Origin of the sequence: Pseudomonas sp. DP-17 (assembly GCF_022380625.1) — a bacterium.
Lineage (GTDB): Bacteria > Pseudomonadota > Gammaproteobacteria > Pseudomonadales > Pseudomonadaceae > Pseudomonas > Pseudomonas nitroreducens_A.
In genome coordinates this window covers 100,302-117,781 of sequence record NZ_JAKSXG010000003.1, presented here as the reverse complement: position 1 = coordinate 117,781, position 17,480 = coordinate 100,302, and the positions used below count along the sequence as shown (strand labels likewise).

22 protein-coding genes are annotated in these 17,480 nt (G+C 66.1%); 8 read left to right on the top strand and 14 right to left on the bottom strand.

Annotation, left to right across the window (positions count from 1 at the left end; genetic code table 11):
* Position 1: 1 nt before the first annotated feature.
* From MJ122_RS07820 to MJ122_RS07805, 4 genes are all read left to right on the top strand, one after another.
* Positions 2-1,786: a GMC family oxidoreductase gene (locus MJ122_RS07820; protein WP_239743494.1), complete on the top strand. Its 1,785-nt coding sequence runs from the start codon at positions 2-4 to the stop codon at positions 1,784-1,786.
* A gap of 14 nt (positions 1,787-1,800) precedes the next feature.
* Positions 1,801-3,096 (top strand): cytochrome c, encoded by a 1,296-nt coding sequence (locus MJ122_RS07815; RefSeq protein ID WP_239743492.1) that lies wholly within the window; start codon positions 1,801-1,803, stop codon positions 3,094-3,096.
* A gap of 104 nt (positions 3,097-3,200) precedes the next feature.
* The gene (locus MJ122_RS07810) at positions 3,201-3,665 is read left to right on the top strand and encodes a hypothetical protein (RefSeq protein ID WP_088419100.1); all 465 of its coding nucleotides are present in this window, start codon (positions 3,201-3,203) and stop codon (positions 3,663-3,665) included.
* A gap of 173 nt (positions 3,666-3,838) precedes the next feature.
* Positions 3,839-5,005 carry a zinc-dependent alcohol dehydrogenase gene (locus MJ122_RS07805; protein ID WP_239743490.1) on the top strand — a complete coding sequence of 389 codons (1,167 nt, stop codon included), beginning with the start codon at positions 3,839-3,841 and terminating at the stop codon, positions 5,003-5,005.
* Positions 5,006-5,047: 42 nt separating this feature from the next.
* Here MJ122_RS07805 and MJ122_RS07800 read toward each other — a convergent pair whose 3' ends face one another.
* The 3 genes from MJ122_RS07800 to MJ122_RS07790 form a co-directional block, all read right to left on the bottom strand.
* The gene (locus MJ122_RS07800; protein WP_239743488.1) at positions 5,048-5,233 is read right to left on the bottom strand and encodes a hypothetical protein; all 186 of its coding nucleotides are present in this window, start codon (positions 5,231-5,233) and stop codon (positions 5,048-5,050) included.
* 110 nt (positions 5,234-5,343) lie between these two features.
* Positions 5,344-5,682 carry a YgaP-like transmembrane domain gene (locus tag MJ122_RS07795; RefSeq protein ID WP_239743486.1) on the bottom strand — a complete coding sequence of 113 codons (339 nt, stop codon included), beginning with the start codon at positions 5,680-5,682 and terminating at the stop codon, positions 5,344-5,346.
* Positions 5,679-6,260, bottom strand: a complete 582-nt coding sequence (locus MJ122_RS07790; protein ID WP_239743484.1) for a diguanylate cyclase — start codon at positions 6,258-6,260, stop codon at positions 5,679-5,681. The genes MJ122_RS07795 and MJ122_RS07790 overlap by 4 nt, the downstream gene beginning before the upstream one ends.
* Before the next feature lie 177 nt (positions 6,261-6,437).
* On the opposite strand from MJ122_RS07790, the gene MJ122_RS07785 reads away from it, so the two are divergent.
* Positions 6,438-7,511 (top strand): flavodoxin family protein, encoded by a 1,074-nt coding sequence (locus MJ122_RS07785; protein WP_239743482.1) that lies wholly within the window; start codon positions 6,438-6,440, stop codon positions 7,509-7,511.
* 1 nt (position 7,512) lies between these two features.
* Here MJ122_RS07785 and MJ122_RS07780 read toward each other — a convergent pair whose 3' ends face one another.
* Positions 7,513-7,665, bottom strand: a complete 153-nt coding sequence (locus tag MJ122_RS07780) for a hypothetical protein (protein WP_157791837.1) — start codon at positions 7,663-7,665, stop codon at positions 7,513-7,515.
* Between the two features lie 242 nt (positions 7,666-7,907).
* Between MJ122_RS07780 and MJ122_RS07775 the strand changes: the two genes are divergently transcribed.
* A complete protein-coding gene (locus tag MJ122_RS07775) occupies positions 7,908-8,978 on the top strand; it encodes a M28 family peptidase (protein ID WP_239743480.1) in 1,071 nt (356 codons plus the stop codon).
* Positions 8,979-9,319: 341 nt separating this feature from the next.
* Here the strand turns inward: MJ122_RS07775 and MJ122_RS07770 are convergent, their stop codons facing one another.
* Positions 9,320-9,568 carry a hypothetical protein gene (locus MJ122_RS07770; protein ID WP_239743479.1) on the bottom strand — a complete coding sequence of 83 codons (249 nt, stop codon included), beginning with the start codon at positions 9,566-9,568 and terminating at the stop codon, positions 9,320-9,322.
* Positions 9,569-9,871: 303 nt separating this feature from the next.
* On the opposite strand from MJ122_RS07770, the gene MJ122_RS07765 reads away from it, so the two are divergent.
* Positions 9,872-10,126 carry a DUF1652 domain-containing protein gene (locus MJ122_RS07765; RefSeq protein ID WP_088418834.1) on the top strand — a complete coding sequence of 85 codons (255 nt, stop codon included), beginning with the start codon at positions 9,872-9,874 and terminating at the stop codon, positions 10,124-10,126.
* 163 nt (positions 10,127-10,289) lie between these two features.
* On the opposite strand, the gene xth is transcribed toward MJ122_RS07765, so the two are convergent.
* A complete protein-coding gene (xth, locus tag MJ122_RS07760; RefSeq protein WP_239743477.1) occupies positions 10,290-11,102 on the bottom strand; it encodes an exodeoxyribonuclease III in 813 nt (270 codons plus the stop codon).
* A gap of 3 nt (positions 11,103-11,105) precedes the next feature.
* A complete protein-coding gene (locus MJ122_RS07755) occupies positions 11,106-11,666 on the bottom strand; it encodes a type 1 glutamine amidotransferase domain-containing protein (RefSeq protein WP_239743475.1) in 561 nt (186 codons plus the stop codon).
* 215 nt (positions 11,667-11,881) lie between these two features.
* Here MJ122_RS07755 and MJ122_RS07750 point away from each other — a divergent pair, with 215 nt between their 5' ends.
* A complete protein-coding gene (locus MJ122_RS07750; RefSeq protein ID WP_088418828.1) occupies positions 11,882-12,142 on the top strand; it encodes a hypothetical protein in 261 nt (86 codons plus the stop codon).
* A 111-nt stretch (positions 12,143-12,253) separates the two neighbouring features.
* Here MJ122_RS07750 and MJ122_RS07745 read toward each other — a convergent pair whose 3' ends face one another.
* From MJ122_RS07745 to MJ122_RS07715, 7 genes are all read right to left on the bottom strand, one after another.
* On the bottom strand, positions 12,254-12,667 hold the full coding sequence (locus MJ122_RS07745) for a CBS domain-containing protein (protein ID WP_026079006.1): 414 nt from the start codon (positions 12,665-12,667) through the stop codon (positions 12,254-12,256).
* Positions 12,668-12,791: 124 nt separating this feature from the next.
* A complete protein-coding gene (locus MJ122_RS07740; RefSeq protein WP_239743473.1) occupies positions 12,792-13,343 on the bottom strand; it encodes an ATP-dependent Clp protease proteolytic subunit in 552 nt (183 codons plus the stop codon).
* A gap of 86 nt (positions 13,344-13,429) precedes the next feature.
* On the bottom strand, positions 13,430-13,603 hold the full coding sequence (locus tag MJ122_RS07735) for a hypothetical protein (protein WP_017518728.1): 174 nt from the start codon (positions 13,601-13,603) through the stop codon (positions 13,430-13,432).
* 79 nt (positions 13,604-13,682) lie between these two features.
* Positions 13,683-14,075 (bottom strand): response regulator, encoded by a 393-nt coding sequence (locus MJ122_RS07730; RefSeq protein ID WP_239743471.1) that lies wholly within the window; start codon positions 14,073-14,075, stop codon positions 13,683-13,685.
* A gap of 168 nt (positions 14,076-14,243) precedes the next feature.
* On the bottom strand, positions 14,244-14,663 hold the full coding sequence (locus tag MJ122_RS07725) for a low affinity iron permease family protein (RefSeq protein ID WP_239743909.1): 420 nt from the start codon (positions 14,661-14,663) through the stop codon (positions 14,244-14,246).
* Between the two features lie 617 nt (positions 14,664-15,280).
* Positions 15,281-15,565, bottom strand: a complete 285-nt coding sequence (locus MJ122_RS07720; RefSeq protein WP_239743470.1) for a hypothetical protein — start codon at positions 15,563-15,565, stop codon at positions 15,281-15,283.
* Between the two features lie 20 nt (positions 15,566-15,585).
* Positions 15,586-17,355, bottom strand: coding sequence for a thiamine pyrophosphate-requiring protein (locus tag MJ122_RS07715; protein WP_239743467.1), 1,770 nt, complete (start codon positions 17,353-17,355; stop codon positions 15,586-15,588).
* Positions 17,356-17,480: the final 125 nt, after the last annotated feature.

The following is a 17,480-nucleotide window of genomic DNA, read 5'->3' as shown; positions in this document are numbered from 1 at the left end:
CATGGCGAAGACAATGAAGAAGGCCGACGTGGTGATAGTCGGCTTCGGCTGGACAGGCGCCATCATGGCCAAGGAACTGACCGAGGCCGGGCTCAACGTGGTCGCCCTGGAGCGCGGACCGATGCAGGACAGCTACCCGGACGGCTCCTACCCCCAGGTGATCGACGAACTTACCTACAGCATCCGCAAGAAGCTGTTCCAGAACCTTGCCAGGGAAACCCTCACCGTGCGCCACACGGTCAACGACACCGCGCTGCCCTACCGGCAACTGGGCGTGTTTTTGCCCGGCAACGGCGTTGGCGGCGCGGGGCTGCACTGGTCCGGCGTGCACTTTCGCGTCGACCCGGTGGAACTTCGCCTGCGCAGCCATTACGAGGAGCGCTACGGCAAGGCTTTCATTCCCGAGGGCATGACCATCCAGGATTTCGGCGTCAGCTATGACGAACTGGAGCCCTGCTTCGATTTCGCCGAGAAGGTCTTCGGCACGTCCGGCAGTCCCTGGTCGGTGAAGGGCGAGGTCATCGGCGAGGGCAAGGGCGGCAACCGTTTCGCGGCCGATCGCTCCGACCACTTCCCGCTGCCGGCGCAGAAGCGCACCTTCTCCGCACAGCTGTTCGACAAGGCCGCCAGCGAGGTCGGTTACCACCCCTACGACCTGCCGTCGGCCAACACCAGCGGGCCCTACGTCAACCCCTACGGCGCGCAGATGGGCCCGTGCAACTTCTGCGGCTTCTGCAGCGGCTACGTCTGCTACATGTACTCCAAGGCCTCGCCGAACCTGAACATCCTCCCAGCGCTGCGCCAGGTGCCGAACTTCGAGCTGCGGCCCAATTCCCACGTGCTCAAGGTCAATCTCGATGCCAGCAAGCGCCGCGCCACCGGCGTGACCTACGTCGATGCCCAGGGCGCGGAGACGGTGCAGGCAGCGGACCTGGTGATAGTCGGCGCCTTCCAGTTGCACAACGTGCGCCTGATGCTGCTCTCGGGCATCGGCAAGCCCTACGACCCGCGCACCGGCGAAGGGGTGATCGGCAGGAACTTCGCCTACCAGAACATGGCCACCATCAAGGCCTTCTTCGATACCGACACCTTCACCAACCCCTTTGTCGGAGCAGGCGGCGCGGGCGTCGGCGTGGACGACTTCAACGCCGACAACTTCGACCACGGCCCCCACGGTTTCGTCGGCGGCTCCCCCTTCTGGGTCAACCAGGCCGGCACCAAGCCCATCTCCGGTATCACCGTGCCGCCGGGCACGCCTGGCTGGGGCACGGCGTGGAAGGCCGCCGCCGCGACCTCCTACACCCACCACCTGTCCATGGACTCCCACGGCGCGCACCAGTCCTACCGTGGCAATTACCTGGACCTCGACCCGACTTACCGCGACGCCTTCGGCATGCCGCTGCTGCGCATGACCTTCGACTGGCAGGAGAACGACATCCGCATGAACCAGTTCATGGTCGAGAAGATGCAGGCCATCGCCAAAGCGATGAATCCCAGGCAACTGATGATCATCGGCAAGAAGCCGGGCGACCACTTCAACACCACGGCCTACCAGACCACCCACCTCAACGGCGGCGTGATCATGGGCGAGTCGCCGCGCACCAGTGCGCTCAACCGCTACCTGCAGAGCTGGGACGTGCCCAATGTCTTCGTGGTCGGCGCGTCGGCCTTTCCCCAGGGCCTGGGCTACAACCCCACCGGGTTGGTGGCCGCCCTCACCTACTGGTCGGCACGGGCAATCCGCGAGCAGTACCTGAAGAACCCCGGCCCGCTGGTGCAGGCCTAGGACAGGAGACCGACATGAAAGGGCCGCTGGTACTCCTGCTGCTGATCGCCGCGAACCTCGCACAAGCCGAAACCGATTCCCGCGCAGAACCGGTACGCCGGGGCGCATACCTGGCCCGCGCGGCCGACTGCGTCGCCTGCCACACGGCGCCCGACGGCAAGCCGTTCGCCGGCGGCCTGCCGATGCAGACGCCGATCGGCGCGATCTACTCCACCAACATCACGCCCGACCGTGATACCGGCATCGGTGACTACAGCTTCGAGGATTTCGACCAGGCCGTTCGCCATGGCGTGGGCAAGCGCAGCGGATCGCTGTACCCCGCCATGCCTTTCCCCTCGTATGCGCGCATGACCGGCGACGACATGCACGCGCTCTACGCCTACTTCATGCAGGGCGTGCCGGCAGTCAGGCAGGCCAACCAGGACAGCGAGATTCCCTGGCCGCTGTCCATGCGCTGGCCGCTGGCGATGTGGCGCTGGATGTTCGCCCCGGAGGTGGCAGACTTCCGCCCCGGTGACAGCCAGGACGACGTGCAGGCGCGCGGTGCGTACCTGGTGGAAGTGCTCGGCCACTGCGGCGCATGCCATACGCCGCGCGCCATCACCCTGCAGGAGAAGGCGCTGGATGCGCGCGGCGAGGCATTCCTCGCCGGTGGCGCGCCTCTCGAAGGCTGGGTTGCGGGCAACCTGCGCAGCGACAACCGCCACGGCCTGGGCAGTTGGAGCGAGGATGAGCTGGTGGCCTTCCTGCGCAGCGGGCGAAACCAGCGTACCGCCGTCTTCGGCGGGATGACCGAGGTCATCCGGCACAGCACCCAGCACCTGAGCGAAAGCGACCTGCGCGCCATCGCCAGGTACCTGGCCGCCCTGCCGCCCCGCGAGCCGAACCTGGGCCCCTACCGGTATGATGACGCGGTCGCCAAGGCACTGTGGAAAGGCGATGACAGCCAGCCCGGCGCGGCGGCTTACATCGACAACTGTGCCGCCTGCCATCGCACCGACGGCCAGGGCTACAAGAATGCCTTCCCGGCGCTGGCCGGCAACCCGGTCCTGCAGGACGCCGACGCCACCTCGGTAGTCAACATCATCCTGCGCGGCAGCACGTTGCCGGGCATGCAGCATGCGCCGTCAAGCCTGACCATGCCGCCCTTCGGCTGGCGCCTGGACGACCAGCAGGTCGCCGACCTGACCAACTTCGTGCGCAACAGCTGGGGCAACGGTGCGCCGCCCATCGACGCCGATGCGGTGCGCAAGATCCGCAAGGAACCGGCCAGCGGGCATATCGTCAGCCCCGTGGGGATCATTCCCTGACGCCAGGGCGCAAACCTCAATCTCACCCATGACAACAAGGGAGCCTATCGGTGTCGCGGCTGATCACCGCTCCAGGCGAAGACCCGGAGCCCGACAACATCCACATGTTCGGCACGCCCAAGGAACGGCTGGATTTCTACCGGCGCGAGATCCACTACGAGATGGGCATGCTGTCCAGCCGGACCAACGCCTACCTCACCGCGCAGTCGTTCCTGGTCATCGCCTATGCCTCGTCCATGGCCAACCTGAATCCGGCCTGGGGCGAGGTGTTCACCCTGGTGATTCCCGGCCTGCTGGCCCTGCTGGGGCTGGTCAACTCGCTGCATGCCTGGCCGGGCATCCAGGCTTCGTCCGACATCATCCACCACTGGCATTTCAAGCAGACACAACTGCTGCGCAGCGAGCCGAAGATGGGCCGCGCCTACGACGAATCACCCTTGTTCAGCGAGCGGGAATCCAACCGGGCGAGCTTCGACAAGTCACTTCTGTTCTCGCGGCGCACGCCCTTCCTGTTCGCTGGCTTCTGGGGACTCATGGCGCTGTTCTCGCTGTGGGTGCAGCTCAGCTAGCCCGGCTGCCAGCGGACGCGCCGCCGGGGAAGAAATCTGAACAGCCGCCCCGGCCGTGGTTCACAGCAGTCATGGGCGCGCTGCGATGTCAGGCCGCACGTCCCTACTCCGGGCGCCCCGCGCCTCCCCACCGAGCAGGCGCACTTCCCGGTCGCCTGCGACAGGAGACTGTCATGCGAGCACTGACCTACCACGGCAGCCACGACGTACGCGTCGACAATGTACCCGACCCGGTCCTCAAGGAAGCGGACGACATCATTCTCAAGGTCACCGCCACCGCGATCTGCGGCTCGGACCTGCACCTCTACCGCGGCAAGATACCCAGGGTGGAAAGCGGCGACATCCTCGGCCACGAGTTCATGGGCATAGTCGAGGAAGTCGGCCGTGGCGTCACCGCCGTGCAGCCGGGCGACAGGGTCATCATCCCCTTCGTCATCGCCTGCGGGCAGTGTTTCTTCTGCCAGATGAACCTGCACGCGGCCTGCGAAACCACCAACGACGGGCGCGGTGCGATCCTCAACAAGAAGCAGATTCCACCCGGCGCGGCGTTGTTCGGCTACAGCCACCTGTACGGCGGCGTGCCCGGCGGCCAGGCGGAATATGTGCGGGTGCCCAAGGCCAATGCCGGCCCCTTCGTGGTGCCGGACATCCTCGACGATGAGCGCGTGCTGTTCCTCACCGACATCCTGCCCACCGGCTACCAGGCGGTGATCAATGCCGGCGTCGGCCCCGGCAGCAGCGTGGCGATCTACGGCGCGGGCCCGGTCGGGCTGATGGCTGCCGCCTGTGCGCGGATGCTGGGCGCCGAGCGGATCTTCATGGTCGACCACCACGCCTACCGGCTGCATTTCGCCGAGCAGACCTACGGCGCCATTGCGGTCAACTTCGACATCGATGACGACCCGGCGGCCACCATCATCTCGCAGACGCCCGGGCATCGCGGCGTCGACGCGGTGATCGACGCCGTGGGCTTCGAGGCCAAGGGCAGCACCACCGAGACGGTCCTTACCGCGCTGAAGGTCGAGACCAGCAGCGGCAAGGCGCTGCGCCAGTGCATCGCGGCGGTGCGACGTGGCGGCACGGTCAGCGTGCCGGGTGTGTATGCCGGCTTCATCCACGGTTTCCTGTTCGGCGATGCGTTCGACAAGGGGCTCACCTTCAAGATGGGCCAGACCCATGTACAACCCTTCCTGCCGGAACTGCTGGAGGCGATCAACGAGGGCAGCCTGCGCCCCGAGGAAATCATCACCCACCGCATGACGCTGGACGAAGCCGCCCAGGGCTACGACATCTTCAACCGCAAGCTGGAGGATTGCCGCAAGGTCATCCTGCGCCCCTGAGCGAGCCGCCCGGCGCAAGACCGGGCGGCTGTGGCACGGGCATCAGCCGGGACGGTTCTCTTCGCCGACCCCGGCGATGTCCGGGTCGCTTGGCGAGACCTCGGGCTCTTCGCCGGGTGGCTGGTCAGCGCGGTCGCCGTCCTTTTCCCATTCCGGATGCAACTCGCCGGGGATGTTCTGGCGGCCGGCTTCGGTGCCCTGGCGGGGCGAATCATTCTGCGGGTTCATGGGGGAATCTCCTGCGATGGGTACATCAGCGTGGAGCCGCCGGCGCACAGGGAGTTCGACCTTGCCGACGGGCGAACTTGCCGGCAGCGCCCGGATAACGGGCATGGTCGTCATTCCTCGTAGCGTTTGAGTTGGTCTCTCTCCGGGGCCAGCGGATTTTCCGCGGCGGGCCTGGCAGGCTCGAATCGCTGGCTCATCCGCTCGATTCGCGCGGCCAGGGCGTGCAGGCGTGCGGCGACCTGTTGCAGCTCCCGCCCCGGCTCGCGAAGCAGCGCTTTGGCAGGGCAATGCCCATAGGCGCCGCGCAGGCCGAACAGGACACCGGCCGCTATCCAGGGCAGCGCAACCCGCCGTTGCAACACCGCAGCGGTCAGGACCAGGCTGGCGCCGATCGACAGGGCACGTTCGCTGCCCCGCAAGCGACCGGTGTCGGATGAGCGCGAGTTCATGGTCGATGTTCCTCCAGGTGCGATGGCTGATGATGCCGTGCTGCGCGGTGGCAACGCAGCAGTTCCTCCAAGTACGGCAGGACCGAGAACAGCAAGGTGGCGACGATGATGCTGGCCACGTAAACGCCAGGCAGCGCCGGTTCCTTGCGGCGCAGGTCGAATTGCGCGCGCTCCCAGTTGCACGGCAGCAACGCGCTGGCCTGATCCCAGTGCAGCAGGCAGACGACGCTGATGGCCATGAACGGGATCAGCTCCAGGAAGCTGTGCACGTGCTGCTCGACGGGCGAGACCCGACGCCGTTGCACGGCCATGCTCACATCCCACAAGGCCGTCAGTTCATGGGCGAGGAAGCAGGCCAGCATCAGCAGGATCAGCCCGGCATTGATCTGCAGGAACAGGGCAGCCTGCAGCGGCACGCCAACCTCCAGCAGCATCAACAGGTGCAGCGCCGATTCGCCGGTGCCGCTGGTATGGGCAATGTCCGTCCGGCGGTGGCACAGCCAGTCGGCAAAGCCTGCAACCAACCAGAGCGGCAGCAGGAAATACAGCAGGTACCCGGTGGAAAGCGCGGCTTGCATGAGGTCCTCCGACACCCGTCGTCTTCGGCTGACTGGGAGCGGCCTGCAAGGTTCAGCCGCACTGCCCGAAGGTCCTGTGCGTCACCGCCGGGGCAAATCTTTGAACTCGGCGGTGCTGCGCTTTTCGCAACAGCATGGACCGCTACGGCAGTGATCCCGCTGCCCGAAGGAGACGTGATGAATATCCGCCCGCGCCACGGCGAGGCGCCGGAGAAGATCGACCGCGAGACCTTCTCCGCGCGTTTTCGCGAACGCTTCAAGGACCCCGCCTACCGCGCCGAGGACGCCGCCCTGCAGCGCATCGAAAGCATCGCCTGGGAGGCCTACCGGGACAGCCGCAAGGCGCCACTCAAGCGCAGGGCCGGGCCTGGCTACGCCGACCCGGAGTACGAACTGGCGCTGGACTGGCTCGAGGCGCGCCAGGCGATCCACGCCGCCGAGCGGCAGCGCCTGGCGCGCACCCTGCCGCCGCGCGTGCTGGTGGTCACCGGTTCGGCGCGCAATGACGGCAGTTGCCCCGGCGAGCTGTCCAAGAGCTGGCGCATGGCGCGCCTGGCGGAGGTCGAACTGCGCCTGGCGGGCATCGAGGCGGATGTGCTCGACCTCAGCCTGCTCACCTCCGAATATGGCCAGCGCATCTTTCCCTGCAAGGCCTGCGTATCCACCGCCATGCCGCTCTGCCACTGGCCGTGCAGTTGCTACCCCAACCACTCGCTGGACCAGGTGGGCGACGTGATGAACGCCATCTACCCGCGCTGGGTCGCGGCCGATGGCGTGCTGCTGATTACACCGGTGTACTGGTACCAGTCCCCCAGCCCGCTGAAGCTGATGATCGACCGCCTGGTCTGCGCTGATGGCGGCAACCCGGACCCGACCAGCACCCACGGCAAGGATGCGGCCCAAGCCAAGCGCATCGAACTGGACGGCTGGCCCTATCCCAAACACCTGGCGGGGCGCGCCTATGGCGTGGTGGTGCACGGCGACGTGGCCGGTATCGAGGGTGTGCGCCATGCACTCTCGGACTGGCTGGACTGGATGGGCCTGGTGGATGCCGGCGCCATGGCGCGCCTGGATCGCTACGTCGGCTACTATCGCCCCTACGCCACCAGCCACGATGAGCTGGACACGGACACGGCGGTACAGGAAGAAGTGCGCAATGCCGCCCGCGCGCTGGCCATGGCCGTACGCGATCTGCGCGAGGACAGGCTGTCCCGTCCCGACGCGCGGCTTCAGCCCCCCCGGCCGAAGTGAATCAGCCGGCCGCCTCCTCGAAGCTCACGTCGCGCACGTTATGCGCCTCCACGTGGCGCCGGATGGTGTGGTAGAGCAGCTGGAAGCCTTGCAGGTCGTTGACCGGGATGCGCAAGTGGCGGGCCACGTGGAACCAGGCGCGGGCTTCGCTCATCACGGGGTCGTCGGTATGGAATTCGAATGCCTGGCCGTTCCTCACAAAGCGGACGCGGTACCGCTTGGCCAACGACTCCTGCTGCATGGCGCCTCCGATTCATGGCTCTGCTCCAAGCACTGACTGGCTTGGCCGCCGGGCGGTTCCATCTAATAGCTCGGTCGACTCGCCCGGCCGATGGGTTGAACCTCGGCGCCGACCGGCGAGTCCTCCGCTCAGCATCACTGACAGGAGTAACGCCGATGGAAGCTGTTCATCCCACCCCGCCCGGCAGTGGCAACCGCCTGCTCGATGAGCTGCTGTTCGCCCGCGGCCCTGGCGGACAGGAAGACGAGGTGCGCGCTGTCTGCCATGGCGAGCTGGTGAAATCCTGCGACCGCGTCTGGACCGATCCCGCCGGCAACCTCATCGGCCTGCTCAAGGGCGCGCCGGACAATGGCCCGGCGGTGAAGGTCATGGCGCATCTGGATGAAATCGCCATGATCGTCAAGCGTGTCGAGGCGGATGGAGCGTTGCGGGTGGTGGCGTTGGGCGGCGCGAACCCGGTCAACTTCGGCGTCTGCCCGGTGGACATTCTCGCGGAGGGTGGCGCGCTGCCGGGGGTGCTGTCGTTTGGTTCGATGCACGTCACCAGCGAGTCGCCCCAGGGCAAGGATGTGCAAAGCGGCGCGGTGCAGTGGGCGGACGTGCACGTGGTGACGCGCCTGAGCAAGGACCAGCTGCGCGAAGCCGGAGTGCGACCGGGAACACGGGTGGTGCTGTCCCGGCATTGGCGTCAGCCTTGGCGCGTCGGCGATGCCATCGCCGCGCACTTCCTCGATGACCGTGCGCCGGTGGCCGCCTGCATCGAATGCGCCGCGCTGCTGGCGGCGCGCCGGCATGAGCTGGGTTGCGACGTGTACTTCGTCTTCACCACCATGGAAGAGGAATCCAATTCCGGCGCCATGTATGCCGCCAGGATTCTGCCCGGCGACGTGACGCTCGCCATCGAGGTCGCCCCGGTGCTGCCGGAGTATGCGACGCAATTGAGCGTCGACCCGGTGATCAATACCGGCGACCAGAAGGCCTATTACACCCGCTCGGTGGCCGAGCAGCTGTATCGCGCCGGGTTGCGCAGCGGCTACCAGCCGCAATACGCACTGCTGCTGGACTTCGCCTCCGACGCCAGTGCCGTACTGGCCAGCGGCATCTGCCCGCAGACCGGTTGCCTGGGCATCCCAACGGAGAACACCCACGGCTACGAGATGGTGCTGGCCGACGGCATTTCTGCCTGCGCACGCACGCTGGCGCAGTACCTGGCGGATTTCGCCTGATGGCGTGACATTCGGCTGTCGCCCGTCGGCGATTCCCGGGCATGGCCCGCTTACCTCGAACATCGCGCCGAGGCACGTCTTCTCCCCCGCCCTGGCTGCGCGCCCCGCGCCGTAGGGCGAAGGAGCTATCCGTGCCGGCTGTTGCCGCAGTTTCAGCCGGCGCCGATCCAGTCCCCTCTTCCTTCAGGGAGAGGGTTAGGGAAAGGGAGGTTCCCGGAACGGACCTTTCAGAGAAAGACGGTTGCTCGTGCAGCTAACGCCGGGCATGGGCATGGCCTTCCGCCGGCAGGAGCGGAGCCTGTCCGCGAGGGTTGTCCGCAACTTCCTCCCCATCGGGCTCCTCAATGCCGCATTCGCCGTTGCTCCTCGCCAAGCCGGATCACCTGGCGGGCGAATTCCAGTGGGGCGATTCCGGTGCGCTGGGCCGAATGGCACAGCTCTGCCCAGCCCTTCTGCTGCCGGTGAAGCGCGCGTTCTGCCGCCGTGGCGCCGAGGGGCACGCTGCGCTCGATTTCCTCGGCCAATGCGGGCACGAGAGACAGGAAAGCGGCGACCGCCGCTTCCATCAGCTGAGAATTGTCTTCACTCACGATCCGGCCTTGCCTCTGGCTCACTCCCTGCGGTGTCACCCCCGGTGGACGGGGCGGCTGACCCTTGTCCGGGCGGAAAAAATCTAGCGCAACACGGCGGCACGTTCAGCGTCACTGGACGAGCGGCAGGCCAGGCGGCAAGCCTGTGCAAACTGCAATGCCTGCGGGGGGCCACATTGCAGATTCCGAGCGCGCTCCACGGTGGCATGCCGCTTGCGCCGCCGCGCAGGGTTGGCCTGCGGATTGCTCCCTGAATGGTTTACCCAAGCGTGCCCGACAAGCACCGAAAACAAGGGGGCAATCATGCAGGAATTCATCCTGGCCAAAGACGTACTGGAAGCCTGCTTCGCACACCTGGATTGCGAATGCACGCTGGAGCGCGACGCCACGCTCTCGGTCCGTCTCGCAGCGCTGGATACCGGGGAAATCATTCTCGCCGCCGCGCGCATCCAGCCCGAGCACTGGGCCAGCGTGACGGCGGTTGCGTCGTTGGCGCTGACCTTGCGTCGCGCCCTGGCGCTCACCGACTCCGCCTCGATGATCGGCGCGCCGCAGTGAGACCGGCAGACCGTCAGCACACCCCTCTCCTCCCGGAAGAGACGGAATCTCCGGCTGCGAAGGGCAACCCAGCGGGTCGGCATGCTCGGTGCAGAAGCGGAGTCATCCGCGATTGATTGCGCCTCACGCCGTGCCCCTGGAACCGTCGCCCCGCGGTTTGTAGCTAACCGCCCTTGGCCCTGGGTCGCCGCAAACTGACCCAGGTCGGCGCGTGGTCGCTGGCGTGCTCTTCGCCGCGCACCCAGGTGTCCACTCCCGCATCCAGAAGGCTGTCCGCCAGGCTGCGACTGAGCAGCAGGTGGTCGATGCGTAACCCGGCGTTGCGCTGCCAATGGTTACGGAAGTAGTCCCAGAAGGTGTAGATGCGCTCCTCTCGATAGCGCTGTCGCAGCGCGTCCGTCCAGCCCTGCTGCAGCAGCCGGGCGTAGCATTCGCGGGATTCGGGCTGCAACAGGGCGTCCTTCTTCCAGGAGCGGGTGTCGTAGATGTCGAAGTCGGTCGGCACCACGTTGAAGTCCCCGGCGAGCACCGTCGGGTGCCCGCTGTCCATGAGGCCGGCGGCATGGCGGATGAGGTGCTCGAACCAGTCCAGCTTGTAGTCGAACTTCGGGCCCGGCTGCGGGTTTCCGTTGGGCAGATAAAGGCAGGCCACCAGCACGCCGTGCACGGCCGCTTCGAGGTAGCGGCTGTGGCTGTCCGCCTCGTTGCCCGGCAGCCCGCGGCGTACCTCCAGCGGTTGCGTGCCGCGGGCAAGGATGGCCACGCCGTTCCAGGAGGTCTGTCCCTGCCAGATCGCCCCGTATCCGGCCGCTTCCAACGCCTGCACGGGGAATCGACTGTCGGGTGCCTTGAGCTCCTGCAGGCACACGACATCCGGTGCCTCGCGTTCAAGCCAGGCGAGCAGCCCGGCCAGGCGCGTCTGGATGCCATTGACGTTGAAGGTGGCGATACGCAGCGCCGAAGCACGCTTGGCCATGCCTCAGGCCGCCTGCAAAGCCTTGCCGATGGCTTCATTGAAAGCTGGCAGGTCGTCGGGGGTGCGGGAGGTGATCAAGGTCCAGCCCTGGGCCGGGCAGACCTGCACCTGGGCGTCCACCCAATCGGCGCCGGCGTTCACCAGATCGGTGCGCACACTGGAGTAGGACGTCAGTGATTTTCCGTCGGTGACACCGGCATCGATCAGCAGCCAGGGGCCATGGCAGATGGCCGCGACCGGCTTGCCAGCGTCGCGGAACTCCTTCACCAGGCGCTGTGCATCGGCGTCCTGGCGCAGGGTGTCGGCGTTCACCGTGCCGCCGGGTATCACCAGCAGATCGTAGTCGCCGGCCTCCAGGCCCTTGAGCTGGGCATCGGTATTCACCGTCACGTCTTTCTCGCTGTCCTTCACCCAGGTCTGCGCTTCGCCGCCTTTCACGCTGGCGTGGGTGACGCTCGCGCCCTGCTCTTTCAGCGCCTGCATCGGCTTGAGCAGTTCGTCGCGCTCGATGCCGGAGTTGGCGGTGATGATCAGGACATTCTTGCCTTGCAGGTTGGTGCTCATGGTGTACCTCCGCTGACGCGCCAGTCTGGCGCAGGGAATGGGCGACGCCGACGACGCCGCTGACCGTGTTGAAAACAGGAAGCGGGTGTGAGTTCGAATCAGTTGCCCAATGGCGGCTCAGCCCATCACGACGGGCCATGGTGAAGTATTGGTAACGCGTTGCCATTTCCAGGCACAATCAACCGTAACGCGTTACCAAGCCCGAGGAGCTCAACGTGAAAGACGCCAAGGACAGAGCGACCCGCGACGCCTTCGAAGCCCCACGCAAGGGCCGGCCGCGCAAGGAAGGCGCGATGACCAATGCGGAAAAACAGGCCGCCTACCGCAAGCGCCGCGCGGAGTCCGGCGGCGGTGCGGTGATGTTGAACAACGAAGAAATCTGGCTGATCTGCCACGCGCTGGACGGCAAGGTCTGGGAAGCGGATAGCGAGCAACGGCAGAAGCTGATCGCCCGGCTGCGCAAGCGGGTCGTGTGAGCGGGAAGAGCGCGCCGGCAGCCAGACGCTGCACGCTTGCCGGATGGATTTCGCGGACAAGGCCCGCTCCTGCTGGAACGGACCTCGGCAGTGCTCGGCGGGCAACGTCCATCAGTGCGCCCGCGCCACCCCGCGCAGGAGGTTGGCACTGACCTTGTCGGCGTTGCAGCTGGCCACGTTGGCCAGCGAAACGATACCTACCAGGCGTTTCTCGCGATTGACCACGGCCAGGCGGCGCTTTTCGATCTGCGCCATGTTCCTGGCGACGTGGTCGACCGATTCGTCATCGAAGCAGTAGCAGACCTCGCCGCTCATGACTTCGCTCACCGGTGTCCGCGCATCCAGCCCATCGGCCAGGGCGCGTATCACCAGGTCGCGGTCGGTCACGATGCCGCTGAGCTGGTCGCCTTCATTGACCAGCAAGGCACCCACATCGATCTGCCGCATCAACACGGCAGCCTCCTGTAATGTGGTGTCCGGAGAAATTGTCCTGACTTCGCGGCTCATGATTTCGCGCACGGTCATGGCGCCGTGCTCGTCGGAGCGGTCCTGCATGGATTGTGCTCGCATGATGGGTCCTCCACTGGGTTGATGTCCCTCGGTGGAAAGACCTCGGCGGCAATGGTTCGGATTTTTTTCCCGGTGGCGCTCAGGCGTGGACGCTCCACTGGCAGGCGGCATCGTCGATCGGCAGTGCGTCGATGGCGTGGATCAGCCCACAGGCCAGCGCCTCTTCCGGATCGAGGATCTTCGACTGCCCCGTCAGGCAGCGGGGAATATCCAGGTGCTCGGGGGCGCCGCGGGTGTGCAGGCTGACGATCTGGTCGTACAGGCGCAGATCGTGCTCGAGGCTCGCGGCGTACTCCATCATGCGGGCGTGATCGACTGATCCGTGCAGGGTCCAGTGGAAGGGATGGAACAGGAACTTGCTCAGCGGGCAAGCCGTGCGGTGCTTGCCGGCCAGGAACAGGATATTGCCCATGGACTCGACCGTGCCGAGGTTGTGCGTGTCCACCTGCACCGGCAACGACAACAGGTAGTTGTACAGGCTGAAGCCGTACGCACAATCACCGCCCATGGTGACGATGTTCAGCTGCAGGTGCGTGGCGCCCTGCTGCAGCGCCCGCGTGCAGGTGCCGATGAGATTGCCGCAGGTGGACGAGTTGATCGGGCCGGTGAAGTGGATGATGTGCTTGGCCATGGCCTGCTCCTTTCTGGCGGACGGGTCTACTCTGCTGAGTCCCGGCAGGCGGCGCAGTCACCATCGGCGCGACGAATGGCACTAGGTCAATGCGTGCAGAGCACCTCGCTGACGCGGATGTCCGCTGGCGAATCACGCCCCACCGGGCCGTGCAGTGCGCGCAGGAAGCGCTCGGCCTGCTCGCGGTTCAGGCTTTCCTGGAGAAGTACGGTGCTCATCGGCTGGCCGTCGCGGCTGTAATGGATCAGGTAGGCGTGCATGGATGCTTGCTCCCGTTCAGCGATGCAGGGGTGGCGAAGGCAGGCTCGCCTGTCATCGCCACGCTTTCCGCAAGGCAGATTAGTTCAGCAGCCAGGGTTGCACCGGCGGATTGCGCAGGGTCCGCTGAATGGCGCCGTCCAGCTTGTCGAGCTCGATGGATTTGGGCAGCACCGGATAGGGCGCGCCCTCCTCTTCCGCTTCTGCCCAGGGCGACAGCACCAGCACGCGCATGCGCGGGCGCAGCGGCAGGCAGGCTTCGATCAACGCGGCGCCGCTCAAGGGGCCGGTCAGCTGTTCATCGATCAGGAACAGATCGATGACCGAGGACGATACCAGGTGCTCGATGGCTTCTTCTTCGCTCAGCGCACTGAGCACGGCGTGCCCCTGCCCCAGCAGGTGATCCTCCAGGCGCTGCAGTTGTTCGGGAGCTTCTTCCAGCACCAGGACCATCTTGTTGTTCAGCGTGTGCATGTTGCGTATCTCCCACTGTCGAGACAGGGAGCACAGCAAGTTCCACGCCGGCTTGGCGGTCCAGCCGGATGCCCGGAAATGGCGGGCTGCAGGCTGGATAATTGCACAATGGCATCAGCGAAACGCCCGAAACGCAGAGCCCGGCAGATGCAGAATGCCCGATGCATTTCAGGAATCGCCATCGCCTGGCCGGTCCTGCTGCTCACGCCGCGCGACGTCCTGGGGCGTGCCGTCCCCGGCGCATTCCTCGCCCATCTTCTCGTAGGTCTTGCGCAGCTTCTGCAGTTCCTTGCTGTCCATTTCGTCCAGGCCCATCAACCTGTCGTGTGCGCGCTGGGTGGTGCGCAGCAGCTCGTCGATCTTGATGTGCAGCGCGTCGGTGTCTCGGTTCTGCGTGCTCTGGATGAGGAACACCATGAGGAAGGTGATGATGGTCGTCGAGGTATTGATCACCAGTTGCCAGGTGTCGTTGTAATGGAACAAGGGGCCACTCGCGGCCCAGATGAGCAGCAACCCGCAGGCCAGGGCGAAGGTCAGTGGGCGGCCGGACCATTGCGACAGGGTCTGGGCGAAACGCGAAAAGCTCATGCCGTGTTTTTTGCCGCCGTTGCCGTCCGTCGCGGACTTCGGTGGCTGGGCACTCGCGCTGGTGGGCTCGCGCGTTCCGGCCGAACGCGGGTGGCCGGAGGTCTTGTCGGAGCTCTTGTCGGAGCTCTGCGGGCTCTGGCCTTCCCTGCCGGCAGGTTCCTTGTCGGGGACATCAGGATGCGGGGTCGACATGGCTGGGCAGCTCCGGAACGGTAATGGTCACTTCCCGCGGCGGGGTGGCTCTGTCGGGCGACTTGTCGCGAGGCGAGGCAGGGATGACGGACTTGGCTGGGGATGGGTTTTGCTGGCCTGTCATGGCGCGTTCTCCGCACTGGATGCCTGATCGATAGAGGTCCGGGAGTGCGCGGAGTTCAGGAAAAGGCGCGGAATGCTGGTGCACCCGGCAGCAGCGCCTGCAGGCGACTTCGCGACCCTGGCTTGCTGCAGGTCTGCGCGGCGTCGGGTTCGCCATATGCCGCTCACCGAAGCGGCCTAGATCGACAAGTTGCTTGGCGGATCCGCTCAGGCTGGTAGGGTGGAGATGGCTCCGATAGTTTTCCTCAGGCCCCTTTCCGACGGGGCCTTCTTTTTGCCCGTGTTGCGCCCTGCCCGCCGCTTCAGTTCGAAGGCGTGGCCTTTTCCTGGCTGTCGCGGGTCTGGTTCTTCTGCTTCTGCCGGCTTTCTTCGGACTGCACCTGGCTGTTGTCATCGGTGCGGCCTTCATCCTTCTGCTTCTGCTGCGAAGCCGGTGGCGTCGGTGCCTGGCCGGGGCTCTGGCCGTGAGGCTTCTCGTTGGTCGGCACCGGTCTGGTCGCGTCAGCGGCATGGGCCGGGATCAGTCCGATGGACAGCCAGGCCAGCAGCACGGCGGCGAAGGGACGGGCAAGTTTGGCTTTGTTCATGGTTTCTCTCCTGGGTGGGTTCACTTGCGCGCCAGCAACTGCCGGGCGCTCTGGCGCAGCACGCCCCAGCGGCGCGGGTCGTCGAGCAGGGCGCCGAGCAGCTTGCGCGCCTGGTCGAAGCTGATGTGCGGCGGCAGGGGCGGCACGTCGGGGTCGGTCAGTACTTCCAGCAGCACCGGCCGGTCGGATTCGAAGGCCTCCTGCCAGGCGTTCTGCAGGTGCGCCGCATCGGTCACGCGGATGCCGCGAAAACCCAGCAGCTCGGCATAGCGCGCGTAGGGGAAGTCGATCACCTCCTGCGCGGCGGCAAACTCCGGGTCGCCGGCCAGGGCGCGCTGCTCCCAGGTGACCTGGTTGAGGTCGCCGTTGTTGAGCACCAGCACGATGAAGGTCGGGTTGTGCTTCCAGCGCTTGCAGTACTGCTGCACCGTGACCAGTTCGGCGTTGCCGTTCATCTGCATGGCGCCGTCGCCGACCATGGCGATTACCGGGCGATCCGGGTGCGCCAGTTTCGCCGCCAGCGCATAGGGCACGCCGCTGCCCATGCTGGCCAGCTTGCCGGACAGCGAACCGAGCATCCCCGGTCGCACGCGCAGGTTGCGGGCGTACCAGTTGGTATGCGAGCCGCTGTCGCCGGCGAGGATCACGTCATCGGGCAACTGCGCGGAGAGCTCCCAGAACACCCGCTGCGGATTGATCGGTTCGGCAGGCTGCATCGCCTGCGCTTCGAGTTCCTTCCAGCCGTCTTCCACCGCCCTCTCGATGCGGATGCGCCAGGTACCGTGGCGCTTGGGCTTGAGCAAGGGCAGCAGGCGCCGCAGGGTTTCCCCGGCATCGCCCAGCAACACCTGGTCGATGGGGTAGCGCATGCTGACGTTGCGGGCGTGCAGGTCGATCTGCACTGCCTTGGCCTGCCCGGGTCTGGGCAGGAATTCGCTGTACGGGAAGGTCGTGCCGATCAGCAGCAAGGTATCGCAGCGCTGCATCAACTCCGCGCTCGCGCGGGTGCCGAGCAGGCCAATGGAACCGGTGACAAAAGGCAGATCATCGGCAATCGCCATCTTCCCCAGCAGTGCCTTGGCGACGCCGGCGGACAGCGTCTGGGCCACCGCTTCGACTTCGGCGTGGGCGCCCAGCGCACCGGCGCCGACCAGGATGGCGACCTTGCGTCCGGCATTGAGGATTTCCGCAGCAGCGGCCAGCTCATCGTCACGGGCATAGGGGCGCGGAGTGATGAAGCCGACGCCGGAATACACATGGCCGTGCTTCTGCGGCGGCTGCTCGGCAGGCATCTGCTGCACATCGTTGGGAATGATCACGGTGGCGACCTGTCGCTCGCTGCAGGCCACACGCAGGGCGCGGTCGATGACATGCAGCAACTGGCCGGGGTGGGCCACGGTTTCGACATAATTGCTCACGTCGCGCAACAGCGTGTGCAGATCCACTTCCTGCTGGTAATCGCTGCCCAGGGACGTCACCGCCTGCTGGCCGACGATGGCAACCACCGGCTGGTGGTCCATGCGCGCATCGTAAAGGCCATTGAGCAGGTGGATAGCCCCCGGCCCGGACGTCGCCAGGCAGACACCCACTTCGCCGGTGAACTTGGCATGGGCGCCGGCCATGAAAGCGGCCATTTCCTCGTGGCGAACGCGGATGTAATCGAAATCTTCGGCGCGCCGGCCGAAGGCGCCCATGATCCCGTTGATGCCGTCGCCGGGGTACCCGAAGACGCGGTGCACGCCCCATTGCGAGAGGCGTTCGAGCAGTTGATCGGCGACCGTCTGGGACATGGTTTCCTCCTGTAGCGAATGCGGATGGGGCTTGCGCCCCTGTCTGGACCGACCCACGGCCCGCCAGCGGGTTCAGAAGAATTCCCCGGCGGGCCTGCTGGCCGGATGCGCTGAACTCCAGGGCA